The organism is Crateriforma conspicua, assembly GCF_007752935.1.
Taxonomy (GTDB): domain Bacteria; phylum Planctomycetota; class Planctomycetia; order Pirellulales; family Pirellulaceae; genus Crateriforma; species Crateriforma conspicua.
Map to the genome: position 1 here is coordinate 6081407 of NZ_CP036319.1, position 24198 is coordinate 6105604.

The 24198-nt window shown below is 59.0% G+C and carries 20 protein-coding genes, 1 pseudogene and 1 riboswitch; of the genes and pseudogenes, 11 read left to right on the forward strand and 10 right to left on the reverse strand.

Annotated features, from left to right (window positions below):
* Positions 1-118 precede the first annotated feature (118 nt).
* Complete coding sequence (gene purB / locus Mal65_RS22295; RefSeq protein WP_231131215.1) at positions 119-1573, forward strand: adenylosuccinate lyase; 1455 nt, start codon at positions 119-121, stop codon at positions 1571-1573.
* A 125-nt stretch (positions 1574-1698) separates the two neighbouring features.
* On the opposite strand, the gene ppk1 is transcribed toward purB, so the two are convergent.
* Positions 1699-3909, reverse strand: coding sequence for a polyphosphate kinase 1 (gene ppk1 / locus Mal65_RS22300; protein ID WP_145302835.1), 2211 nt, complete (start codon positions 3907-3909; stop codon positions 1699-1701).
* Between the two features lie 261 nt (positions 3910-4170).
* Positions 4171-5244 carry a c-type cytochrome domain-containing protein gene (locus Mal65_RS22305; RefSeq protein ID WP_145302837.1) on the reverse strand — a complete coding sequence of 358 codons (1074 nt, stop codon included), beginning with the start codon at positions 5242-5244 and terminating at the stop codon, positions 4171-4173.
* Positions 5245-5608: 364 nt separating this feature from the next.
* On the opposite strand from Mal65_RS22305, the gene Mal65_RS22310 reads away from it, so the two are divergent.
* Both Mal65_RS22310 and queC read left to right on the forward strand, forming a co-directional pair.
* Positions 5609-6577 carry a 3'-5' exoribonuclease YhaM family protein gene (locus Mal65_RS22310; protein WP_196784377.1) on the forward strand — a complete coding sequence of 323 codons (969 nt, stop codon included), beginning with the start codon at positions 5609-5611 and terminating at the stop codon, positions 6575-6577.
* Positions 6562-7266: a 7-cyano-7-deazaguanine synthase QueC gene (queC, locus tag Mal65_RS22315; RefSeq protein WP_165701576.1), complete on the forward strand. Its 705-nt coding sequence runs from the start codon at positions 6562-6564 to the stop codon at positions 7264-7266. Before Mal65_RS22310 ends, queC begins: the two co-directional genes overlap by 16 nt.
* Before the next feature lie 18 nt (positions 7267-7284).
* Here the strand turns inward: queC and Mal65_RS22320 are convergent, their stop codons facing one another.
* On the reverse strand, positions 7285-8991 hold the full coding sequence (locus Mal65_RS22320; protein WP_145302845.1) for a glycosyltransferase family protein: 1707 nt from the start codon (positions 8989-8991) through the stop codon (positions 7285-7287).
* Positions 8992-9040: 49 nt separating this feature from the next.
* Positions 9041-10105 carry a threonine aldolase family protein gene (locus Mal65_RS22325; RefSeq protein ID WP_145302848.1) on the reverse strand — a complete coding sequence of 355 codons (1065 nt, stop codon included), beginning with the start codon at positions 10103-10105 and terminating at the stop codon, positions 9041-9043.
* A gap of 190 nt (positions 10106-10295) precedes the next feature.
* On the opposite strand from Mal65_RS22325, the gene hisD reads away from it, so the two are divergent.
* The 3 genes from hisD to hisB all read left to right on the forward strand — a co-directional run bounded on the left by hisD (position 10296) and on the right by hisB (position 13513).
* A complete protein-coding gene (gene hisD, locus Mal65_RS22330; RefSeq protein ID WP_145302851.1) occupies positions 10296-11657 on the forward strand; it encodes a histidinol dehydrogenase in 1362 nt (453 codons plus the stop codon).
* Between the two features lie 63 nt (positions 11658-11720).
* A complete protein-coding gene (gene hisC / locus Mal65_RS22335; RefSeq protein WP_174820229.1) occupies positions 11721-12788 on the forward strand; it encodes a histidinol-phosphate transaminase in 1068 nt (355 codons plus the stop codon).
* A gap of 137 nt (positions 12789-12925) precedes the next feature.
* Positions 12926-13513, forward strand: coding sequence for an imidazoleglycerol-phosphate dehydratase HisB (hisB, locus tag Mal65_RS22340; protein ID WP_145302854.1), 588 nt, complete (start codon positions 12926-12928; stop codon positions 13511-13513).
* 109 nt (positions 13514-13622) lie between these two features.
* Here the strand turns inward: hisB and Mal65_RS22345 are convergent, their stop codons facing one another.
* From Mal65_RS22345 to kdsB, 3 genes are all read right to left on the reverse strand, one after another.
* A complete protein-coding gene (locus Mal65_RS22345) occupies positions 13623-14027 on the reverse strand; it encodes a DUF1844 domain-containing protein (RefSeq protein ID WP_145302857.1) in 405 nt (134 codons plus the stop codon).
* 88 nt (positions 14028-14115) lie between these two features.
* Positions 14116-15762 (reverse strand): CTP synthase, encoded by a 1647-nt coding sequence (pyrG, locus tag Mal65_RS22350; protein WP_145302860.1) that lies wholly within the window; start codon positions 15760-15762, stop codon positions 14116-14118.
* A 156-nt stretch (positions 15763-15918) separates the two neighbouring features.
* Entirely contained in the window at positions 15919-16701 is a 783-nt protein-coding gene (kdsB, locus tag Mal65_RS22355) for a 3-deoxy-manno-octulosonate cytidylyltransferase (protein WP_145302863.1), read from the reverse strand.
* A 261-nt stretch (positions 16702-16962) separates the two neighbouring features.
* Positions 16963-17244, forward strand: a riboswitch (cobalamin riboswitch).
* A gap of 228 nt (positions 17245-17472) precedes the next feature.
* Between kdsB and Mal65_RS22360 the strand changes: the two genes are divergently transcribed.
* From Mal65_RS22360 to Mal65_RS22375, 4 genes are all read left to right on the forward strand, one after another.
* Positions 17473-18279 (forward strand): DUF1559 domain-containing protein, encoded by an 807-nt coding sequence (locus Mal65_RS22360; protein ID WP_196784379.1) that lies wholly within the window; start codon positions 17473-17475, stop codon positions 18277-18279.
* Between the two features lie 247 nt (positions 18280-18526).
* On the forward strand, positions 18527-19303 hold the full coding sequence (locus Mal65_RS22365) for a DUF4465 domain-containing protein (protein ID WP_165701459.1): 777 nt from the start codon (positions 18527-18529) through the stop codon (positions 19301-19303).
* 97 nt (positions 19304-19400) lie between these two features.
* The gene (locus tag Mal65_RS27580) at positions 19401-19574 is read left to right on the forward strand and encodes a DUF1289 domain-containing protein (RefSeq protein ID WP_174820230.1); all 174 of its coding nucleotides are present in this window, start codon (positions 19401-19403) and stop codon (positions 19572-19574) included.
* 73 nt (positions 19575-19647) lie between these two features.
* Complete coding sequence (locus Mal65_RS22375; RefSeq protein WP_196784381.1) at positions 19648-20214, forward strand: DUF6580 family putative transport protein; 567 nt, start codon at positions 19648-19650, stop codon at positions 20212-20214.
* On the opposite strand, the pseudogene Mal65_RS22380 reads toward Mal65_RS22375, so the two are convergent.
* The 3 genes and pseudogenes from Mal65_RS22380 to Mal65_RS22395 all read right to left on the reverse strand — a co-directional run bounded on the left by Mal65_RS22380 (position 20180) and on the right by Mal65_RS22395 (position 22114).
* A pseudogene (locus Mal65_RS22380) lies at positions 20180-21226 on the reverse strand (NAD-dependent epimerase/dehydratase family protein). The gene Mal65_RS22375 and the pseudogene Mal65_RS22380 overlap by 35 nt on opposite strands.
* Positions 21168-21719 (reverse strand): hypothetical protein, encoded by a 552-nt coding sequence (locus Mal65_RS22390; RefSeq protein ID WP_145302883.1) that lies wholly within the window; start codon positions 21717-21719, stop codon positions 21168-21170. The pseudogene Mal65_RS22380 and the gene Mal65_RS22390 overlap by 59 nt, the downstream one beginning before the upstream one ends.
* Positions 21720-21919: 200 nt before the next feature.
* On the reverse strand, positions 21920-22114 hold the full coding sequence (locus Mal65_RS22395) for a Flp family type IVb pilin (RefSeq protein WP_145302886.1): 195 nt from the start codon (positions 22112-22114) through the stop codon (positions 21920-21922).
* Between the two features lie 311 nt (positions 22115-22425).
* Between Mal65_RS22395 and Mal65_RS22400 the strand changes: the two genes are divergently transcribed.
* Positions 22426-24195 (forward strand): ABC-2 transporter permease, encoded by a 1770-nt coding sequence (locus Mal65_RS22400; protein ID WP_145302889.1) that lies wholly within the window; start codon positions 22426-22428, stop codon positions 24193-24195.
* Positions 24196-24198 lie beyond the last annotated feature (3 nt).

Genomic DNA, 24198 nt, shown 5'->3' on the forward strand with positions numbered 1-24198 from the left:
TTTGGGTTCGTCGCCGCCCCTCGCTTGTCGGGAACCGCGTTCGATTGCGGCCCCACCGCCAAGCAGTATGTTATCGAACTCGTTTTTGATTCGATACGCCGTTTAAGACAGACCTTTCGTGCCTAACACCCCCCCAGACGACGGTACGTCCTTGGACACCTACCAGAACCCCCTGATCCAGCGTTATGCGTCGCCCGAAATGGCGACCCATTGGGGAAATACCCGCCGTTTTGCGACTTGGCGGTCGCTGTGGGTCGCTTTGGCAGAAGCGGAACAAGAACTGGGCATCGCGATCACCGATGATCAGATTCGCCAGTTGAAACAGTTTCAAGACGATTTGAACCTGGACGTCGCCAAGGACTACGAAAAAAAACTACGGCATGACGTGATGGCGCACGTCCACGCCTATGGCGACCAATGCCCCGACGCCCGGGGGATCATCCACTTGGGCGCGACCAGTTGCTTCATCACCGACAACGCCGACTTGGTGTTGATTCGTCAGGCCTTGCGACTGGTCGCCCGCCGCCTGGCGGCGACGATCCTTCGGATGGCCGATTTCGCCCAACAGCACCGTGCCTTGCCCTGCCTGGCGTTCACCCACTTTCAGCCGGCACAGCCGACGACGGTCGGAAAGCGATGCACGCTGTGGATGTACGACTTGGTGCTGGACTTGGTCGAAGTCGAACATCGCTTGGACCAACTGGCCTGCCGCAGCACCAAAGGCACCACCGGCACCCAAGCCAGCTTTTTGGAACTGTTCAGCGGCGACGCCGACAAAGTCCGGCAATTGGAAAAGCGGGTCGCCGAAAAACTGGGTTTCGAAAAGATCTACGCCGTCACTGGTCAAACCTATCCCCGCAAAGTCGACAGCCAAATCCTAGACGCCCTTTCGGGGATCGGCCAAAGCCTTCACAAGATCGCGACGGACCTGCGACTGTTGGCCGGTCGTAAGGAAGTGGAAGAGCCGTTTGAAAAACACCAAATCGGCAGTAGTGCCATGGCTTACAAACGCAACCCGATGCGAAGCGAACGGATCTGCGCTTTGTCACGGTTTGTGATCTGCCTGCAAAGCAGCCCGGCGATGACCGCCGCGACGCAGTGGATGGAACGAACCTTGGACGACAGTGCCAATCGCCGCTTGGTCATTCCACAAGCTTTCCTGGCCATCGATGCGGCCTTGGTGCTGATGCAAAACGTCGCCGACGGCATGGTGGTTTATCCGGCGACGATCGCCCGCAACTTGGCCGCCGAACTGCCCTTCATGGCGACCGAGAACATCTTGATGCAGGCCGTGTCGGCCGGCGGCGACCGGCAAGAACTGCATGAACAGATTCGGGTCCACAGCCAGGCGGCCGCCCAGCGGGTCAAGAACGAAGGCGCCGACAACGATCTGCTGGACCGCCTGAAACAAGACACCGCGTTTTCAGGTATCGATGTCGATGCCGCCACCGACCCGTCGGCTTTTGTCGGGCGGGCCCCCGAGCAAGTCGACGAATTCCTTGGCGACGTCGTCGGCCCGATCCGCCAGCGTTATCAAAGCGATACTGACCTTAGCGTCGACGTTCACGTCTAAGCGCCGAAGCTGGGAACAAAGACCGACGCCTGTTGAAGCAACGACGCCATGCCGAAAGCAAAGCACACCGGGCATCATGTTCGTTCCGTGATGTCTGGTATCGGCAACGTGCGGCCAGGCGGCGTTTAATCTTTCCGTGGCACCTGGGTATCGAATTGGCCACGCGACAGGTCCGTCGACGCTTTCATTCGCGCGACGGTCGCCTCGTACAACCGCTGTTGAGACCGGAAGGCAGAATCCGGATCTTCAGGCACCGTGCGAATGTACTGTCCGTTGGGCTGCATCACCCAGGCGTTGGTGTCGTCTTGGAAATAGGTCTGCAGAGTCTCGAACAGTTTCTCACGACATGCCGGATCCAGAACGGGGACCAGTAATTCCACGCGTCGATCCAAGTTCCGCGGCATCCAATCGGCGCTGCTGATGAACAGCTGCCCGTCGCCACCGTGCCGAAAGTACAAGATCCGGGCGTGTTCCAAGTATCGATCCACGACCGAAACGACACGAATGTTCTCGCTTAGCCCCGCGATGCCTGGCTTCAGACAGCACACGCCGCGAATGTTCAACAGAACTTTCACACCGGCTCGATTGGCTCGGTACAGCGCATCGATCACTTCGGTGTCGACCAACGCGTTAAGCTTCACGATGATTTCCGCTTGATCGCCCTGCACCGCGCGACGCGTTTCCGCATCGATCAGCGTGATCACTTTTTGTCGCAACGTCAGCGGCGCGGCCGCCAGCAATTCGAACGGCTGGGGCTGACTGGCTCCTGTGACGGCGTTGAAAAACGCGGTCGCGTCGTCGCCCAAGACTTCGTCACACGTCAGCAGCGAAACATCGCTGTAAAGCTTCGCGGTGGCTTCGTTGTAGTTTCCGGTACCAAAGTGGATGTAGCGCCGAATGCCTTCCGGTTCGCGGCGAACGACCACACAGACCTTCGCATGAGTCTTCAAGCCGCGAATGCCGTAGATCACCTGCACCCCGGCCTGTTCCATTTCTCGGGCCCATTCGATGTTACGTGCTTCATCGAATCGTGCTTTCAATTCCACGATCGCCGAGACGTATTTGCCGTTCTGCGCGGCCTTCATCAGCGCGGCGACGATGGGACTGTTATTGCTGGTGCGATACAAAATTTGCTTGATCGCCAGAACGTCGGGGTCTCCAGCCGCCTCCTCCAACAGCCGCACCACCGGATCGAATCGCTCGTACGGATGTACCAGCAACCAATCACCTTCGCCCATCGTTGCAAACATCGAATCCGCTGGATCGATCCCGGGCGTCCCCTGGGGCGGCCAAGGAACGTCCTTCAGTTTGCCGAATCCCTTGATGCCACTTAGGCCGAACAAATACGTCAGGTCCAACGGACCATCAATACGAAACGTGTCCCGCTGCTGGACGCCCATCGTTTCGGTCAGAAAGGCGGTCATTTCATCGCCGGCCGTCGCGGCCAATTCCAACCGCACCACGTCGCTTTGCCGTCGGCCTTCCAGGACTTCTTCCATGCCTTCAAGCAAGTCACCGGCGCCGTCTTCACGCAATTCGATGTCGGCGTTCCGAGTGATTCGGAACGGCGTGGCTTCCAGGACGCGACGCCCCTGAAAAAACTCTGCGGCGAAGTGACCGACCAAGTCTTCCAGCAACACGTACGCATAACCGTCATCCGACGGCAATTGAATGATCCGCGGCAACGCGCGTCCCAGTGGGATGATCGCGAAATGCCACAACGGGGTTTCTCCGTCGGGCCCCACCACCGGCTTGCCCAACCCCGGGTCCTGTCCGTCCAACCGGACGCAAAGATGCATCGACAGCCCTTGCAGCATCGGGAACGGCCGATCGTGAAAAACCGCGTGCGGCGTCAACACGGGTAAGACATCCGCAACGAATGTTCGGTGTGCGTCTTGACGCGTGCTTTCGGAACAATTCGACAGGTCCACACGATGGATCCCGTTTTCGACCAATTCCGGTTCCAATTGTTCGCGAAAATGGGCCCCCTGGCGTCCGACCAGCAGATGACAACGGGTCAGCACCGCTTGCAGTTGCTCGCTGACCGTCATTCCGGCGGGATCACGCGACAGGGAATTGCGTTCGTACTGCAATTTCAGCCCGCCAACGCGGACCATCACAAATTCATCCAGATTGGATCCGGTGATGGCCAAAAACTTTGCCCGTTCCAGCAACGGCACCTCGGGATCGGTCGCCTGGTCCAAGACTCTGGCGTTGAATTCCAGCCATCCCAGTTCGCGATTGACGAATCGATCGACCGGCAATTTCGATTCGGACTTGGTCGACTTTTTCGTGGCTTTCGACGTCTTTGACGTCCGTGGGGTCGAAGCACTCAAAGGATGAACTCGCTGGATAAAAAACGCGGGAAGACAGGGATCACCGGGTTTGCAAACGTCACCACGACCGTAATGGAAATGGGTCGCGATTCGGCACGCCGCCGTCTTATCGTCACTCAGGCGGACACAAAATCAATTGGGCTTACCGCATCAATCGGGCTTACCGCCAATCGGTCAACGGGATCGAACGATCGTCACGATACCCCTTTGGTGACATTCGCATTCAGCCCACCCAAAGCGGCCGACCATTTTCGGCCAAGCCTAGCGCGGCAGCGAACCGTCGCCCCCGGCCGAGGACGGTCGCCGCGCGGTCGCGGCAACCGGTGAATCCCCCGCATCCGATTCGCCCTCGGTTTCAACAGCGTCGGAAGCCGTTTCGTCGACCTCGGAAGTCCCCAAAAGAATGCGAAACGCTTTCGGATAAAAGTCTTTTCCGTACGTCAATTCGCCACCTTGGTGACCGACCATTCCGACCATCATGGCGACCAACAACAGCCCGCCTTTCCAAACCTTGTTCAAGTGTGACTTGTCTGATCGCAAAGCGACGATGGCGATGAACGCTGAAACACAAGCGAACACGGTGACGATCACACCGCCCCAGCGATGCCAGAAGACTTCGCTGTCAAAATCCACTCGCGTCCAACCTGCATATCCTTTCTCCGTCGCGAACGACCAGCCCATGGCCGTGGCCGCCACCGCGGTCAACGCGCCCAAAATCAGGCACGCGGCGGGGATCTGAGTACCGATCGCCGGCCAACGCCACCCCAACACCACGAACAACGCACCGACCAGCAACAGAGCGATGGGAAAGTGTACGGTCGCGGGGTGGAAAAAACCCTGGAACGACCAGACACGCGAAGCGACGGGCAACGCCACATCGGCGGCCTGTTCGATCGCCTCCTCAATCGGCGTGTCGTCATCGACCGCACGGACGACCACGCCCTCGGGCCAATGAGCTCCCTCATTGATCCAGGTCGCCATTAACGTCAGTTCGGCCGAGCTCAAGGGTCCGCCTTGGGAACGCGGCGGCATCAGCATGTCGGGATCGTCGGTGGCCAGGTAGTCGGCAAAAACGCTGCTGGATTCCGCGTCCTCCGGCTCGACGTAATACATGAACTCCTCCGCCTCATCGACGCGAAAATCGTTCTTGGCTTCGTCCGCATTGTGACACTCCAAGCATCGGTCACGCAGGATCGGCAGAATGTCTCGCTGGAAATCCACCAAACGCCCCTCGTCATCGCGTGGCATGCGTTCGTCCTGTGCCGCAGCGGTCCCCGCGACCCCCAAGACCATGCTGAATGCGATTGTGAATCGTAAGACTTGTGGAACCATCATCGACCAGGGTCCTTGTGCGAATCTTTCGGGTGGGGAAGGCGGGAAAGTGGGGTGGCATTCGATGCCGTCGGTGCCGGGCGGCGTGCGAGTTCCAACGGCGGAGGGGATTCCATTGTCATCCCGCGCCGACGGCGTGGCTAGACCGCGGCAGTCGGCGGGATGCTGATCGTTCCCCGCTTCGTCGACACGACAGTGGAATATGGACCGGACTGACGCCAAGGCTAACGGATCATCCGACCAAGGCTTTCAAACCCTGGACCATCATGCCCAGGTGTGTCAGATTGCCGTTGCGACCGAAAGCCCGCAGTCCAACCGAATCTTCGGTGCGCGTCATGCCCCCCTTCGACAATGGAATCGCCTTACCGTGACATCGACCGCCCCCCGCATCGCGATCAATCAATTGGCCGACGGCCAGACGGTGGCCCAGGCATTTCGTGTTGCCGACAAACAGATTCGAGTCAACCGCCAGGGCGGCAAGTACTTGTTCCTACGTCTGGCCGATCGAACGGGCAAGATCGTGGGCATGATGTGGAACGTCGACGAGAGAGTGGCCGATTCGTTCGACCGGGCCGACTACATCCACACCGAAGGGCGAACGCAAGTTCACAACGGTGCGTTGCAAGTCATCGTCACACAGCTGGAACGCATGGACCCATCGGAGGTTGACCCGGCGGACTTCGAGCAATTCGACGCCGAGCAGTCTCAGCGTTTGATGGCTCGGCTGACCGAGCAGTTGGGTTCGATCGAAGACCCCCAACTGTCACGATTGGCCCAGTGCTATCTGAACGACGGTGATCTGATGAACCAATTGGCCTCCGCCGCTGCGGCGGTCGTACATCATCACGCTTTCCCCGGTGGGTTGCTGCGTCACACCGTCGACCTGATGGAACTGGCCGACTTCGTTGGCAAGCGATACGAATCGATCGATCGCGATCTGTTGTTGCTGGGGGCTTTCCTTCACGACTTGGGAAAGATGCACGAACTGTCCAGCGACGGCGAGTTGTCGTATACCGATCGCGGCCAAATGGTCGGCCACATCGTGATCGGGATCCAAATGCTGGGCGACAAGATCCAACAAATCGATACACCGGAGACACCTTTCCCGGTGGACTTGCGGTACCAATTGGAACACCTGATCGTCAGCCATCACGGCGAATTCGAATACGGCAGCCCACGATTGCCGTCGACGATGGAAGCGGTGGCGTTGCATCACATTGACAACTTGGACGCCAAGATCAGCAGCTTTGCCAGCGTGATCGAACAAGACGTTTCGGCCGACCCACACTGGACCAACTACAACCCGTCGATCGGACGAAAATTGTGGAAGAAGTGACCAAACGTAAGGCCGTTGTTTTGCTATCCGGTGGCTTGGACAGCACGACCTGTCTGGCGATCGCATCCGCCGAAGGATTCGCGGTTCACGGAATCAGCTTTCGCTATGGACAACGACATCAATATGAACTGGATCGGGCACACGCGGTCGCCCAACAGTTCGGCGTTGCATCGCATCGAATCGTCGACATCGACTTGGCCGCGTTTGGCGGTTCGGCGTTGACCGACCCATCGATCGATGTCCCCAAGAGCGATTCGGTGCACGGCATCGGTGAAGGGATTCCGGTGACCTATGTCCCGGCACGCAACACGGTGTTTCTGTCCTTGGCACTTGCGATGGCCGAAACGATCGAGGCGCGGGATATCTTCATCGGCGTCAACGCACTGGACTACAGTGGCTATCCGGATTGTCGCCCGGACTTCATCGCGTCATTTGAACAGACGGCCAACTTGGCGACCAAGATCGGTGTCCAAGACGGTGGGCGGATTCGAATCCACGCGCCGCTGATCGAGTTATCCAAAGCCGAGATCATTCGCCGCGGCTTGGAACTGGGGGTCGACTACGGACAAACACTTTCGTGTTACGACCCGGGCGACGGCGGCGTCGCCTGCGGACACTGCGACGCGTGCCTGTTGCGGCAAAAGGGATTCGAAGCCAACGGAATGCCCGACCCGGCCCCCCAAGTCTAGCCGCCGGTGCATCGCGACCTATCGCGACCAGGGCAGCAGCCAGCCCCGTCCAGGCGGCCGATTCAACCAAGGAATTTCGGCGACCGAAACGTTGCCGAATCCCGCAACGCGGACCCCTTGGTAATCAAACGGGCCGCTACGACGGATCGATTGACGCAACGTGGCTTTCATCGCCGACTTGTTTCGACGAGACAGAATCCACACACGATCACGGGAACTCATCGGTGCCCCCAACTGTTCCAACGGGAACAGCAAATGGCGATCGATGGGACGCACTTCAATCGCTTCGCCGTCGCCGACGTTCACCCGGTACGGGCCATGAACCGGCAACGTCAAATAGGCGATCGGACTGGAATCACCTGCCACGGACACGGTCCTGCCTTCGGATAACCCTCGCTGCAAATACGCGTCGTATTCGATCAGCCCCGCATCCACATACAACGTGTCCCCAGGCCCCATCTGTTCGTCCAGCCAGCGAATCGCGCCACGCCAGTCTTCCCCACGTGCCACCAAAGGACGCGGCAAACGAGCGATGGCCGACGGTGTCCGCTGCTGCCACATCATCCATCCCAAACTGGCCAACGCCACAACCAACGACATCGCAAAGCGAAACGCGGGCACCGACTGTCGCCGCCATGCCCATGCCCACCCACCGTGATGCACCGATGCGGCACAGCACCCCGGTACGGCTGCCAACATCGGCAGGACGACAATGAAATAGCGACGATGCCAAAGCGGTACCCAGCCGGCCCATGATGCCAGCCAGTACGTTGTCGTTGCCGCCATCGCAATCAAAGCGATCCCAAACCCACACCGCCACACCGTCGTTCGAATTCCACCGAAGACCACCGAAACGGTCAACGGAATGATCAACAGTCCCGCCCACGGCCAGACGTGCCACCACTGGTTCCAAGTTCGCGCCGTGGCAAACGTCGCCCAGTGGTCGCGGTGTGCCCAAGAATTTAACAGCGTCCATTGCCAGGCAGCCAGCAATGCAGCGACCAGCATCGTCCATCGCAATCCATCATTCAGCGAAACACGCAACCAGGGCTCGCGGTTTGTCCCTAAACGACGAAATGCCCATGCGGTCAGCGGCAACCAAGCGACTGCGGCAAAATTGGCGGGCTGGCACAACACAATCAGCACCATGGCGATGGTCAATTGCCATGCCGCCCTGCCCCGCCGGACGCCGGCGGTCGTCGCATCCAGCCCAGACGTGGCATCGGGCACCGTCGCCGCATCCGGCCGCATGAGTGTGAACCAACCATCGATGGCAAACACCGACGCCAATAACACGACCGCATAGGGACGCAATTCCGTGGCAAAGAAAGTTGCGTTCGCTTCAACCGCCAGCACCAGTCCCGACGCCACTCCGGCGACTAGACAGCGACTGTGCCGGGCGATGCTGAACGTCATCGTGCCCGCGGCGGCGGCGACCGACAAAACGCTGGTCAACCGCAGCGCGATTTCACTGTCACCGGACAGGGACTTCCAAACCCAAAGCCCCCAAAAATAGACGGGCATTTGATTGCCAAGCGCCGCGCGGCCGCGGACCTGATGCCAATCAGCATCGATGGCCCAGGCGGTGTGAAGCTCATCGACCCAAAAGCTTTCGTAGCACGACGAAAGCCTTAACAAGCACGCGGCGATCGCAACAACCGACGCGACCACGACTCCAATCGTCGTCGTCCGTCGCGGTGACCACTGGTGTTCCCACTGAAGCATCAAAGCTGATTAGCCGTCCGGATTCGCCGTGCTGAAATAATCGCACAGGTTAGCCGTCTTGGGCCGCATCCGCTGTGTCGGCGACCGGATCATCGGCAACTTCCACCAAGATCTTGCAAGCTCGATCGATCTGCTCAGGCGAAACATCAAGATGGGTGACCAGTCGGATCGCCTGTTTGCCGAACGTGAAAGAACGCACTCCGGCTTGCTCCAGTTTTTCACAAAACTGCTGGGCTGTTCCCCAATCTGGGTGCACGTCCAACACGACCAAGTTGGTTTCCACTCGGTCGCCACGGGCGCGAATCATGGGCGAACGACACGCGGCAACGGCCAACTTGCGTGCCGCTTCGTGATCGTTGATCAAACGGTCGCGATGGTGCTGCAGCGCGTACAAAGCCCCCGCCGCAACGATGCCGACCTGACGCATCGCACCGCCGAACAACTTTCGGGCTCGTCTGGCTTGATCCATCAAATCCCTCGGCCCCACCAAAGCCGACCCCACCGGGGCGCCCAGCCCCTTGCTGTAGCAAACACTGACGGTGTCGAACGGTGCGGCTAAATCGCCCAGCGAAATTCCTTTGGCGACCGAAGCGTTCCACAGCCTGGCGCCGTCCAAATGCCGTCGCAGCCCGTTCTCCGCCGCCCAGTCGCACAGGGCGATCGTTTCGTCGTGCGGCAAGACCCGGCCGCCCCATCGGTTGTGCGTATTTTCCAAACACAGCAACGCCGTCCGAACCATATAGTCGGTTTCCGGACGAATCTGATCTTGAACGTCGGCCACCCTCAGCACCCCGTTTTCACCCGCAATTGGATGCGCGACGAGTCCTGACAACTGGGCAAACGCCCCTTGTTCGTACTGATAGATGTGGGCCTCCGTTTCGCAAAGAAACTCGGTACCACGTTCACAATGGATTCGAATCCCGATTTGGTTGGACATCGATCCGCTGGGCATAAAGACGGCGTCCTCCTTTCCCAACAGTTCGGCTGTGAACCTTTCCAAATGTTCAACGGTCGGATCGGTATCGATCACGGCGTCACCGACTTCCGCGGTCGCCATGGCTTGCCGCATCGCGGCGGTGGGTTTGGTCAGCGTGTCACTTCGCAGGTCGATCATGGAGCGTCCGAAAGATAGTTTGACGTAGAAACCAGCCGCCTCTTGGGTGCATCGTAACAGTCCGTTGCGATTGCTAGGATGGCGGGTCGAGTCGACCAAGCCGTTCGTCGCCCCCTCAGATTCATGCCCTGCGAATTCGTTACCTGAACCAACGTCCCGTTTCGACCTGCACCCGGATCCCGTCGTTCCAATGACTCCAAGCCCCGCTCTTTCCCTGCAACGCGTCGATGCCCGTCGCGAATCGCCACCCATTTTGGATGAGCTGCGCGACCGCTTGAGCCCCCAAGGCGACGTCGTCAGCCCCCGCGGGAAAGCACTGACCGAAAAAGTTTTTGGGCGGCCTTTGACTCCGGTGGAAGTGGTTCAAACCATTTGTGCCGATGTTCAAAGTCAGGGCATCGATGCATTGCTGCGGTACACCCAAGCACTGGATGCCGCCGAACTGACCGCCGACACCATCCGCGTCCCCGATGCCGATTTAAAACAGGCTCACCAGAACGCCGATCCCGCGCTAATCGAGTCTGTCCGACGAATCCGCGACAACGTCGCTGATTTTCAGCAAGCGATTTTGCATCGCGATGTCACGATCACTCCCAGGCCCGGCGTGGCGTTGACCCAGCGTTACCTGCCCCTGCGCCGCATCGGAGTTTGCGTTCCCGGCGGCGCCGCCGCCTATCCTTCCACGGTGTTGATGACGGTCGTCCCCGCCCAGGTCGCCGGTGTCAAAGAAATCGCCGTCGTCGCACCGCCGACCCCCTTTGGCGCCTACAACACGGACATGCTGGCGACCTGTCACGAACTGGGCGTCACCGAGGTCTATCGCGTGGGCGGTGCGCAAGCGGTCGCGGCACTGGCATACGGTTGCCAGTCCATCGATGCGGTCGACAAAATCGTGGGCCCGGGCAATCTGTTCGTGGCCCTGGCAAAGAAACATGTTTACGGAACGGTCGACATCGATTCGTTTGCCGGTCCCAGCGAAGTCATCGTGATCGCCGATGAAACCGCACGCCCCGACTATGTGGCAGCCGACTTGATCGCACAGGCCGAACACAGCCCCGGCAGTGCATTGTTGATCACGTGGGACGAATCGTTGCCGGACCGGGTGGAAGCCGAATTGCAATCGCAATTGGGGGTCCTGGACCGCAGTGATTTGACCATCGATTCGCTGAACCAGTTTGGTGCCATCATCTTGGTTCGTGACGCCGATCAAGCTTGTGAATTGACCGATCGGTTTGCCCCCGAACACCTGCACATCGAAACCGCCGACCCCCGTTCCCAGATTGCCAAAATCCGCAACAGCGGTGCCGCTTTTCTGGGACACCACACACCGGTCGCCTTGGGCGATTACGCGGCGGGCCCGTCCCACGTGCTGCCGACCGGGGGAACCTGCACTTGGGCGGCCGGCCTGTGCAGCAACAGTTTTCTTCGCAGCGGCAGCCTGACAGAGTTTGACGAAACTGCGTTACAAAGCATTGCACCCGATGTCATTCGGTTGGCGGAAAAGGAAGGGCTGACCGGTCATGCACGCAGCGTCAGTATCCGCACGTCGTGAATGCATTGCCCGCCTGATGTCGACGTCCAACAACGCACCCATCCATCGATCCCGTTGAACATGCTGCCCTACCGCCCTGCCCTTTCCCGAATGCTGCCGTATGTGCCCGGCGAACAACCGCCGCCGGGGAAATACATCAAGCTGAACACGAACGAAAACCCCTACCCACCGCCACCCGCGGTGGTCGAAGCAATTCAAAAAGCCGCCACCGGTCCGCTGAATCGCTATCCCGATCCGATGGCGACGGCGTTCCGGCGTGCCGCCGCCGACGCACTGGGATTGCCAGGACCGGAATGGGTCCTGGCCGGAAACGGCAGCGATGAAATCTTGACCATGCTGGTGCGCGGGTTCGTCGGCGAGGGACAGAAACTGCGTCTGCCCTACCCCAGCTATATCCTGTATCGCACCTTGGCCGATATCCAAGGCGCGACTTGGCAACAGACCTCGTTCGTCGATGACTGGCAATTGCCCGCGGCCTTTGGCCAGGCCGATAATGACCTGCGGTTGGTGCTGATCCCCAATCCGAACAGCCCCAGCGGGACGCTGGTCGACAAGGATGACTTGGAATCGATCGCACAAGGGTTGCCATGCCCGCTGATCATCGACGAAGCCTATGTGGACTTTGCCAGCGATGATCCGGCACAGTTCGGCAAAGGCTGTATCGAACTGGTGCAGAAACATGAAAACGTGATGATCACGCGGACGCTAAGCAAGTCTTATGGACTGGCCGGCATTCGCTTCGGCTTTCTGATCGCCCAGCCCAGCGTGGTGGCCGAACTGACCAAGATCAAAGACAGCTATAACTGCGACGCGTTGGCGATCGCCGCAGCCACCGCGGCAATGTCGTCCCAAGATTGGCTGCGTGACGTGGTCACCCGAATGAACCAGACCCGAGGCCGGATGCATGTGGAATTGGCCAAAATGGGCTTCGATGTGACCCCGTCACAGGCCAATTTCGTCTGGTGCCGGCACCCCGACGGCGGTCACCAACGGATCTATGAAACCCTGAAGAAGGCCCAAGTGTTGATCCGTTACATGGATTTTCCCGATTGGGGCGACGGCCTGCGAATTTCCGTCGGCACCGACGAACAGATCGACGCTTGTTTGGCCCTAATCCGACGATCAATCTAGTAGACCTGATCAATTGATCCATCCGTTGGATCGGACCGAATCGCCCCCAGCACGAACCCGCCGGGACGCACGATTCAAACCTTGGTCCTGACACGAATTCATCCCCTGGCCCCCTGCCCTTCATTGTTGATAACGCCATGGCACGCACCGCAACGATCCGCCGCAAGACCGGCGAAACCGACATCGATTTGTCGATCGATTTGGACGGCAGCGGTGCCGGTACACGAGAATCCGGAATCGGTTTTTTGGATCACATGCTGGACCTGTTGGCCAAGCATTCCTTGATCGACTTAACGGTCCGTGCCAAGGGCGACCTGCATGTCGACGATCACCACACCAGCGAAGACATTGGGATCGCACTGGGACAAGCGGTTGACCAGGCCTTGGCGGATCGGGCCGGAATCCGCCGCTACGGACACTTCACCCTTCCCATGGATGAGTGTTTGGTCACCGCGGCGGTGGACCTGGGTGGACGCTACGCGTTCGAATACCACGCGCCGATTGCGGCGGCGAAGATCGGAACCTTCGACAGCGAATTGGTCGAGCATTTTTGGCAATCGTTTGCCGCCAACGCTCGATGCAATCTACACGTGGTACTGCATCACGGCCGCAATGCACACCACATTTCCGAATGTGTCTTCAAGACAACCGCGCGGGCGATTCGCATGGCGGCCGAGAGTGATCCTCGCAGCGACGCCATCCCCAGCACCAAGGGCGTGCTGTAACGTCCGCTTGGGGTGCAGCGACATCAGACGTTCGCGTCCATTCCATCAGCGGCGTTGCACGCATTCCCAGGACACGCGTTCGCAGCAGACGCACCCCGCATGCGGGACGCTATGGCTTCACCCCGACGAAGGTCATCCGCAAAGCGTGCAAGGCCTCGGACAACACTTGTTTTTCGTCGTCGTCCAGATTGCCTTCGGTTTTGCTTTGCAGCATCTCCAGCGTATCGATCGTGTGCTTGGCCAACGGCTTGTTGGTTTGCATCTTGCCGTCAGGGCCCGGCATTTGCCCCAACAGAGTCATCGCCTGGGTGAACAGCATCGAAACCAGCACGGTGAAGGATGCTTCGGGCGGCCCACCGCCGGCAGGTCCCGCGGAAGCATCCGCCGGCGCGTCGGAGGCAACTGCAGGTTGCTCAGCGTCTGACTCGGACGCTTCCTGCTCCTTTTCTTTTTGGACCTGTTCTTTCCAGTCGCTGTCGATCACCAGTTTGGGTTCTTTTTCTTCTTCGCTCATGGTCTTTACTTAAGACAAAGAGGCTGGACCAGGGATTCAAATTCCGACCGACCGGAATTTCCCCGATGCACAGGATCGGCTGACAAGATCAAGTTTTTGCGGGATCCGCCTTTTCGCTGGATTCCACCCGCTGCTTTCGTCGCACGATGGCGGCATCGACAAAGCCCTTGAACAACGGATGGGCCTGCAACGGCTTGCTTTTGAATTCCGGGTGAAATTGTGCGGCAACGAACCAAGGATGTTCGGGGACTTCGACGATTTCCACCAGCGCCCCGTCGGGGCTGGTTCCGGCAAATCGCATCCCGTTGGCTTCATACTGTTGTCGGTATTGGTTGTTGAATTCGTACCGGTGTCGATGACGTTCGTGGATGTCTTCGCAACCATAGGCTTTTGCGGATGCACTGTGACGATCCAGGGTCGTCGGATGCGATCCCAAACGCATGGTGCCGCCCATTTCCGTCACATTGCGTTGTTCATCCAATAAACAGATCACTGGGTGCGGACTGTCTTTGTCAAATTCGGTGCTGTGGGCACCTTCCAATCCGACGACGTTGCGACCGTATTCGATGACGGCGCATTGCATGCCCAGACAAATCCCCAAAAACGGCACGCCCCGTTGCCGTGCGAACTTGATCGCTTCGACTTTGCCTTCGATGCCGCGTTCGCCGAATCCACCGGGAACCAGGATCCCATGGAATCCAGACAACAAACGCTCGGCTCCCTCACGTTCGATATCGGCACTTTGAATTCGACCGACGCGGATTTGCGCGTCTGCCGCGATACCGGCATGATCGATCGCTTCATAGATCGACTTGTACGCATCCTTGTGTTCGGCGTACTTGCCCACGACGGCAATCGACAATTCATGCCGCGGGTTTCGCAATCGATGCAGCAAATCCGTCCAAGGGGTGATGTCCAGTGACTTGGCGGACGTCAGGCCCAGTTTGTTGACGACCAATTCGTCCAGCTTGTTTTCGACCAAGGAGATGGGCACCTCATAGATCGAAAAGTCTTTGTCCTTTTCTTCGATCACCGAATCGCTGTGCACGTTACAAAACAGCGCGATCTTTTCACGTTCTTCGCGGCTGATCGAATGTTCGCAGCGACAAACCAGAATGTCCGGCTGGATCCCGATTTCACGCAACTGGCCGACGCTGTGCTGGGTGGGTTTGGTCTTCAGTTCGTCGGCGGCCTTCAGATACGGCACCAAGGTCAGGTGCATGTACAAACAGTTTTCGCGACCGACATCCAGCGAAAACTGTCGAATGGCTTCCAAGAACGGCAGACTTTCGATGTCGCCGACCGTTCCACCGATTTCGGTGATCACCACATCCACGTCATCGCCGCCCATGCGTTTGATGACGGATTTGATTTCGTTGGTAATGTGCGGAATCACCTGGACCGTCTTGCCCAGGAACTGGCCCCGACGTTCCTTTTCAATGACCGACAGGTAGATCTGTCCGGTCGTGTAATTGCAGTCGCGGGTCAGTGGGCTGGACGTGAACCGTTCATAGTGGCCCAAGTCCAAGTCGGTCTCGCTGCCGTCATCCAACACGTAGACTTCGCCGTGTTGATAGGGCGACATGGTTCCCGGATCGACGTTGATGTACGGATCCAGTTTCTGCATTCGGACCCGCAGGCCCCGCTGCTCCAGCAGCATTCCCATGGACGCGCTTGTCAGGCCTTTGCCGAGCGAACTGACCACGCCGCCGGTTACGAAGATGTGCTTTGTCATGGACGCTCAATGTAACGGTTGTCGGCGGGCGTCCTAGGCCCTTTCGGGTCGCCATCGACGCTGTGGCGTCGGCGGGTCGCCAGTGGCGGGCCTAACGTTGCGATTCGCCCCCCGGTTTCCACCAGCGACCTGGTCCGCAACCGTCGAAACGACGATCTACTTTGCTGTTTCGACGCGGTCGGCAAACAGGCGAAAATCTTCTTCGGTATCGATCCCGGGTGTCGCGGCATTGACCAGACCGATGGCGATCCGTCGACCGGCCTGGATGGCCCGCAATTGCTCCAAACGCTCGATTGATTCCAAAACGCCGCAAGCCTGACCTGCGAACCACCCCAGAAATTCGCGGCGGTAAGCGTAGAGCCCCAGATGCTGGTATCCAAGAACCGGCGCATCCGGCCCGTCGCCATGACCGGTCCCGAATTTGCCGTCACGGTCAAACGGGATCGGGGCCCGACTGAAATAGATCGCCCGCATGGCGTCGTCGAAGACGGCTTTGACACAGGCGGGGTCCTGCATCCGCTGACGGTCGCGAATGGGCGTGACCACGGTCGCCATCTCGGCATCGGCGTCATCGCAAAGCGCCCTCGCCACCCGATCAATGGCGTCCGGATCGATTTCAGGTTCATCCCCTTGGACGTTGACGAAGATGTCGGTTTGCGGCTGCTGCGTGGCGACTTCCGCCACGCGGTCGGTCCCACTGGCACAATCGACGCTGGTTCGGACGGCGTGACCGCCGAACGACAGGACTTCGTCGTACAGCCGATCGTCATCAACCGCCACGATCACCGGTGACGATGAATCACTGTGAATCGCCGTTTGCGACCGCATCGCCGCGTCGTAGGTGTGTTGCAGAACCGATTTACCGCCGGCACGCAGCAGAAGCTTTTTCGGCAACCGCGACGATGCCAGCCGAGCGGGAATGACGATTTGAATCTTCATGGTCAAGTTTTCGTGAACAGGTCTTCGTGACGAGGCGATCGTCGGGATCAATGGTCGCAGTCGAAGTGATCCCAAGGACGCCCAATGCACGGTTCGCCAGGTGCCCCGGGTACACGCATCGTGCCCCGGGGACACGGCCGCAGGCCCGACAGTGGACATCCCGACACGTTGGTGGACAAGTCGTCGCGGTCGTTGAATTTCGCATGATCGCCATGGCTTTCGACTTGACAGTCGGTATGACGGGGTGGATAGTCCGAGCAACGATTCACGGTGACGCGGTGGTCCATTTTGGCACGCCGCGTGAACAGGGAACTTCGGTGAAATTCCGAGACGGCCCGGCCGCTGTGATCGATGGCGATGACGAACCTGGGTGGCATCCACTTTGGTGACGCACATCAGCCGACCGGTCTTTCTTTCTGCCATTGTTTCCATCGACGCACCCGCGGGACACGTGACGAAACGTCCGCCCCGCAATCCGTTTAGCGAAACGAGAAGGCGACCGGGCGGACATCCATCGAGAGTCAGAAGACCTACCGCGAATCGGACGCATGCCTTGGCTCTTCGTCAGAACTAGGGTGGGACCTTCTTGGGCGAGGTCGGCGTTGTGAGAAGTCCACGGGTGTGCCAGTAATGGCATAGCTCCGCGATCTTCTCTTTGATTCATCGTCTTCCAGCGGTTGATTCTTCACGCGGCTCGTTCATTCGTCGCAGCGATGCGAACGGTACGCGATGCCACCGGTGGGATCGGTCCGTCGGGTCGGAACGAGTGCCTTGATCCAAACCGTCCAACGACAGCGACGACGCTTGACCGGGTTTACCTTGGTCGAATTGCTGGTGGTGATTGCCATCATCGGCATCTTGGTCTCGCTGTTGATGCCGGCCGTTCAGGCGGCCCGTGAAGCGGCCCGGAAAACCAAGTGCCAAAACCATTTGAAGCAGATTGGTTTGGGGCTGCACGCCTATCACAACACCCACGGTTGTTTGCCGGTGGGCTGTTTCGAATGGCGGTCGTATGGTGCACCGGCGACCAACCGCCAGTACGCCTGGTCGGCGATGCTGTTGCCGTTCATCGAGCAACAAAACCTACACGACCGAATCGATTTCAACGTCGCTTTCGACCATCCCGACAACGCTTCGGCTGCGGCCGAAATCGTGCCGACCTATGTGTGCCCCTCTGCCCTGCCCCGCGATGCCCAGCGAGGTCCCAGCGATTACGGCGGTCTGTTCGGCGAACGGTTGGTCGACCGCGAACCGGAAGACGGCGTGTTCCTGTACGACCAAAGGATTCGTTTCCGTGACATCCGTGACGGCTTGAGCCAAACGCTGATCATCGGCGAAGACGTCGGCGGTCCCCATTCGGAATGGATCAACGGGCTGAACGTGTTTGTTCAAGCCCACGGCATCAATGATTCGACCGCCTGGATCGGCGACAACGAAATCCGCAGCCAACACAGTGGCGGCGCGATGGTTTTGTACGCCGACGGTCATGTCGAATTCGAATCCGAATCGATCGACAAACAGACGCTCGGAAAACTCATCACACGATCCAAGAGTGACGTGGTGTCCGATCGACTTTAACAGCAGGTACGCCCGGAAATTTCATCCACTAACCACACATCTAGCTTTCTACACCATGAACGTTTTTCAACACATTTCCCGTCGCGGATGGATTGTCGCCGGCCTTGCCTTTTTTGTTTCGGATAGCCACGCATCCACCGTCATCGATTTTGAATCGGTGCCGGTTCCGATTCAGTCAACCTCCGCGAACTCAGGTCCCTTTCCAACAGAAACGGGAACTCAACCGGGGGCGTTTGGAGGCACCGAAGTGATTTCCGAATTCACGATCGACGGGGTCACCGTGAAGAACTACTACAATCAAGATTTTGATAGCTGGCGGGGAATCGCGGTTTCGCAACGCGGCTTACCAGCTTGGTCATCGGGCAACGATCCGATGGGCGGCTTTATTCCATTGGAATACCAAAATGACAACGACACAGTGACCATGACGGGCAATGGTGCCGGCGGATCGTCGACCTGGATCGTCGCCTCGGGTGATGGTCCCGATTCAAGTGTGGCCGCTGGTCTGTTCACCTCTTCGTTGGAAGCCAGCAACGGCTCCTTTTTTCAATCCATTGACGTACAGATCACTCAGACCGCGGCGCATGTGGTACAGAACGGCAGCGGATTCACGGATCCGATGGGAAGTTCGGGCGGAAACGAGTTCCTAAGCGTCCGCTTCTACGACATTTCCACCGGAACCGCCGGCTCATTCGTCGAAGTCGACTTGGCCACCTTCACCGTTGGTGATACTGGCCCCGTCCTGCTAAATGATTGGACCACCGTGGATCTGAGTGTCTTGGGCGAGGCGACCGCTATCGGTTTGGACTTTGTCGGGAGTGATTCGGGAAGCTTTGGCGTTAATCTGCCCGCATATGTCGCCATGGACAATGTCACGGTGTCAGCCGTTCCCGAGCCGTCGATGCTGGCGGTCTTGCTGGGCGGGTCGACACTGGCGGCGACGCGCCTGCGTCGGCGACGAAACGCACTGGCCGGCCAATCGGTCTCGACCGATAACCAGGAATCGGAGAAGGTGCGTGCCTGAGACTCCCCCGGAAATCGAAAGCACCCTGTCGCATTCGCCGGTCCCGGCATCCGGCGGGGCCGGATCCCCGGCTTCTCAGCCGCCTGTCCCCACCGGCGTGGTTGCGTCGCCCTGCGTTCGCCAATGCCTGCTCAACGGCCAAGGGATTTGCACGGGGTGTTTTCGGCACAGCCAAGAAATCGGCCTGTGGTCGGCAGCAAGCAACCAACAGAAACAACAGATTGTGGCAGCGGCAATGCGACGCCGTGCCGAAATCCTTATCGACCGTTAAACTTGGCGGACGGTCCACGCCGATCCGCCACGCTTTGAACCCACTTTATCCGTTTTCCATCAGGACACTTGTCATGAAATCGTCGACACCGCGTGATTCCCAGTGGCTGCCCGAATTGTCTTCCGCACGATCGGCCGTGGCCGTTGCAGCAGCCATGGTGGCGATCGGCTTGGTCAGCCGTTTCCTGCCTCACCCGCCCAACTTTTCGCCCATCGGATCGTTGGCGTTGTTCGGCGGCGCGATGTTCGCATCGCGGCGGATGGCCGTCCTGGTTCCGCTGGCTGCAATGCTGATCAGCGACATGTTCTTGGGCTTTCACGTGGCGATGTGGGCCACCTATGGGTGCTTCGCCGCCAGCGTGATGCTGGGGCGTTGGATCCGCCGGCAACCGGGCGTGATGCGAATTGCCACCGCCGGCCTGGCCAGTTCGACCCTGTTTTTTGTGATGACCAATCTGGCCGTCTGGATGAAGTGGTACGACCCGTCGTTGGCCGGCCTGGTGACCTGCTTCACCGCCGCCATCCCGTTCTTCCAAAACACGTTGGCCAGCGACGCGATCTTCACCGTCGCGATGTTCGGTTCGGCTGCGCTGGCCAGCCGTCCGGTCACGCAACTTCGGCCGCTTGCACAAGCTGTTTGATCGTCTGACGCAGCAAATCGGTGCCGCCAAATTCCATCCCCAGCGACCGAATCTTTTCGGTCGCCATCGGATGACCTGCCGATTTGGCCGGACCTGTAAAGCGTGCCGAAGTGTGGCCCAACGACTGGACGCACTGCGCGACTTCGACCTCGCTGAAGAATCGGTCACAACAGTTGAATGTCTGACCGGCGACTTTCGACTGCGGTGCGGTTAAGACCAGTCCAATGGCTTTGGCCACATCGGCGGCGTGCACGCACTTTCCACCGCCGGTCGCGGCAACTTCTTTGCCGTCGACCAAGTCTTTGACCAGTGCATACCAGCGGCTGTCGCTGATCGGATCATCCACGCCATAGATGGTCGGCGGACGCACGGTGGCAGCCGCCAATCGGCCGGACAGACCATACGCGTGCACCAAATCTTCGGCCGACGCTTTGGCGGCCCCGTAAAAGCTGCCCGGTCGATGCGGGTGGTCTTCATCCAACGCGAGTCCCTGGACCACATGTTGGTGAACCGCACCGGAGGACACGAAGACCAAGCGGTTGATTCCCCGATCCGTTGCACTCTGCAACAAACGAAGTGTGCCCAACACATTGGTGTCAAAGTAGCCGACCGGGTCATCCGGATGATCCATGAAGGAATCGCCGCCTCGCATCAGACCGGCATGCACCACCGCATCGGCTCCGTCGGTCAATCAATCAAGGGACGCCGGATCAGCCAAGTCGCCTTGCATCCAATGCAGGCCTTGGCGATCGGGTCCCGGATCATCGCGGCGCGTCAGGGCAACGACTTGATGCCCCAATTCATCGACGAGGTGACGGATGACGTATCGTCCCAAGAATCCGCTGCCGCCGGTCAATGCAATCTTCATGCAAGCCAGCATGGGCGCAGTGCGTGATGGGATCAACCCACCGCCACGGTGGCGATGAGCTTTGCACCGGCATGCCGAATCGGGATCACACTTCCTGCAGGACCGTATGTGCCGCGTCGACATTGGTGCCGTTGTCCGCCACATCCGATTGCGGCGGCGGGGCCGTTGCCGCTGTGCCGCCGAGTTCTGTTTTCAGACGCTCGTTTTCGCGTCGAAGATCCAACAGTTCTTCGCGCAATTCGTTGAAGGGATCTTGCAGATCGCTCCAGAAATCGGACCCGCGAAAAAAGATCGGCTCTTCACTTTGTCCCGCACACAGACGGATCATTTCACGACGCAGGCGAAATACGGGACCGGCGAATCGATTACTGAGCTTCAGCAGGTCATAGGCGAACAATGGTGCCAACAAAATCAAGGCCGGAACCCAATAGATCGCTTCGTCAAAGAATCGTAGCGCTGTGTCGAACCAACCCACGTCGGGATTGATCATTGACTGGGCAAAAAATTGAATGACGGTGAAGTACGTCGCCAAAGCGCCGCCGTGAAGGGCTGCTCGAAGCAGCAGCGCCGATTGAACGTCTTTCTCAATCAGCAGTTGTTCGCGAGGCGCGGAACGTTGGTCGCTCTTATTAAACATGGATTTCTACACCTAAGGTGTATGGTGGCAGTGGGGCATGTTGGGAGCATCGGGGCAGACGCCCTGCTTGATTGTCTTTCCGCACGAACGTTGTGGGCGCGGCGATCGTGTGAGAATCGCACCAACGTGCCTGTCGGGAGGGTGAGTCCCGTCGGGCTCCTTGCGAAAAGCAGGCCGGTCAAGCAAACCGGCGTGGATTCTTAGTTGCCTAAAGCACCGACGATGGCTTCGCCGGAATTGTCAAAGCTTTCTTTCGTCTGAATCGTTAAAAAGCTGACCGAGGCGATACAGACCGCGATGATCAACGCCAACATGACGGCGTATTCGACCGCCGTCGTCGCTTCTTCGTCGGTGGCGAACCGACCGACGCAACGGATGGTTTTTCGTAGGTTCATCGCGAGTGTCAAAGACTGGGCGTTTTGGCAACGGTGTTTAAGCAACTTGGAACAATGGAAACCTAGGTCGCTGCGCTGGAACGAAACCGTCATCGGCCGGTTCAGGGGCATTTCCATCGACCGGCCATGTTCAGCTGTACCGATATTCGCGATTATGCTGATACTGCCACGATCCAATCGCTCGGCGGGATCGTACAAGCCCCATTCGCCCGGGGGTCCCGGCGGCCCGGCGGATGATCGGGGTGTGTCGGCCGAAGCCGTCGTTTTTAGATGTCCAAACCTTTCCCCGCTGCATTCCCCGAACGGTGACCATGCTAGGCCCGGTCTTCAATCGCGAAGCGATCGTCACGCCCAAGCGTCCGCAAACGTATCTGTCGCGGGGAATCTATGTCGGTGCACTGTTTTTGCTGCTGTGCACGGGCTATCTGGTGCTGGACGGTTCGCGTTCATTGGCCACGACGTCGGATTCGGCTCGCTTCGGCGGTTTCATGTTCGCCCTGCTGGCCCCGTTGCAACTGCTGGTCCTTTCCGCCCTGGCCGCGGTGGGGGCGGCGGGCAGTGTCGCCCAGGAAAAGGACCGGCGGACGCTGATCTTGCTGTTGCTGACGCGTCTGAGCGGGTTCGAAGTGGTGGGTGGTAAATTGACCGCGACCCTGCTGTCTCCCTTGTCGCTGTTGATTTGTGGGCTGCCCGTCTTTTTGACGTTTCCGCTGCTGGGCGGTGTTTCCCCCCAACAAGTTTTCAGTGTGTTTGCGGTCACCGCCGCCATGATCGTCCTGTCGGGAACGGTGGGCACGGTCATCGGTTTGTGGCGCGAGAAAACGTTCCAAGCGATCGCGTTGACCGTTTTGACGTTGTTGTTGTTCCTGGGTCTGGGCGAAGCGATCGCGACCCTGGTCCCACTGCCGACGTCCTGGAAGTTAGCCGTCAGCCCGATCCGCGCACTGACCGCTGCGGCGTCGCCGCTATCCAGTCTGCAGGGTGATGTGCTTGCCGGTGTGGTGCTGTTCGTCTTGCTTGCGTCGGCCCTGTCGGTGGCCTTGCTGATCTACGGCGTCGTGATGGTCCGCATCTGGAACCCATCCCGCGAAGTCCGTTTCAAGGCCCCCGAAGCGGAAAACAGCGTGGACGTCGAACCTTCCGGCGAACCAGCCAGTTGGAAAGTCCGCCAACCACGTGCCGTTTGGGACAATCCGGTGCTGTGGCGCGAAGTCCGCACGTGGGCGTATGGTCGCAAGGTGTTGATCATCCGTGCCACTTTCGTAGTTCTGTTCGCGATCGTCGCGGCATCCATTGCCTGGCAGGTCCGCAGCGGCGTCGCGTTGGAACCGGCCGGCCGCATCGATCGCGCCCTGCCTTCGGCCACCATCCCAGTGGCCATCCTGGGCGTGGTCAGCCTGGTGCTTGTCAACGCGTTGGCGGTCAACAGCATCACCGGCGAACGCGACGGACTGGCGTTGGACCTGTTACTGGTCACCGACCTCTGCCCGCGTGAATTCATCTTCGGGAAATTGCTGGGCGTCCTGTACGTTGCCAAGGAAATGATTGTTCTGCCGATCCTGCTGCTGATCTACATGGGGGCCAGCGATGTGATGACTTGGGAGAACACGATTTATGCGGTATTGGGTGCGTTGGTCTTGTACATCTTTGTATCGATGCTGGGCATTCACACGGGGCTGAATTACGTCGCCGGTCGAACCGCCACCATGGCCAGTTTGGGAACCGTGTTTTTCTTGTGCGTGGGAATCGCGATTTGCATGACGATCATGGTCAGTTTCCGCGGCGCGTTCCAATTACAACTGGCACCATTCCTGGTGATGATTCTGGGTGGTGGCGCGGCATTGTTCGCTTCGCTGGGGTGGCGGAACCCGTCCAGCGCGATCTTTGCGGCGTCATTCTTTTTGCCGTTGATCACGTTCTATGCGATCACCCAATTCTTGCTGCAAATGGACCACCTGTACGTCGTTTCGGCACTGGTGGCGGGCTACGGTTTTGCGGTGGCCGCCATGATGATTCCGGCGCTCAGCGAATTCGACGTCTGCTTGGAACCGGACCGTGGCGGGACCGGAGAATCGACCTAGATG

Coding starts and splice junctions, on each gene's coding strand:
- hisB (WP_145302854.1), top strand. CDS start 12,926: ATGGCACGCACCGCAACGATCCGCCGCAAGACCGGCGAAACCGACATC.
- kdsB (WP_145302863.1), bottom strand. CDS start 16,701: ATGAAGATTCAAATCGTCATTCCCGCTCGGCTGGCATCGTCGCGGTTG.
- Mal65_RS22305 (WP_145302837.1), bottom strand. CDS start 5,244: ATGATGGTTCCACAAGTCTTACGATTCACAATCGCATTCAGCATGGTC.
- hisD (WP_145302851.1), top strand. CDS start 10,296: ATGACTCCAAGCCCCGCTCTTTCCCTGCAACGCGTCGATGCCCGTCGC.
- Mal65_RS22390 (WP_145302883.1), bottom strand. CDS start 21,719: ATGTTTAATAAGAGCGACCAACGTTCCGCGCCTCGCGAACAACTGCTG.
- Mal65_RS22375 (WP_196784381.1), top strand. CDS start 19,648: ATGAAATCGTCGACACCGCGTGATTCCCAGTGGCTGCCCGAATTGTCT.
- Mal65_RS22320 (WP_145302845.1), bottom strand. CDS start 8,991: ATGCTTCAGTGGGAACACCAGTGGTCACCGCGACGGACGACGACGATT.
- Mal65_RS22325 (WP_145302848.1), bottom strand. CDS start 10,105: ATGATCGACCTGCGAAGTGACACGCTGACCAAACCCACCGCCGCGATG.
- Mal65_RS22345 (WP_145302857.1), bottom strand. CDS start 14,027: ATGAGCGAAGAAGAAAAAGAACCCAAACTGGTGATCGACAGCGACTGG.
- pyrG (WP_145302860.1), bottom strand. CDS start 15,762: ATGACAAAGCACATCTTCGTAACCGGCGGCGTGGTCAGTTCGCTCGGC.
- Mal65_RS22395 (WP_145302886.1), bottom strand. CDS start 22,114: ATGAACCTACGAAAAACCATCCGTTGCGTCGGTCGGTTCGCCACCGAC.
- Mal65_RS22400 (WP_145302889.1), top strand. CDS start 22,426: ATGCTAGGCCCGGTCTTCAATCGCGAAGCGATCGTCACGCCCAAGCGT.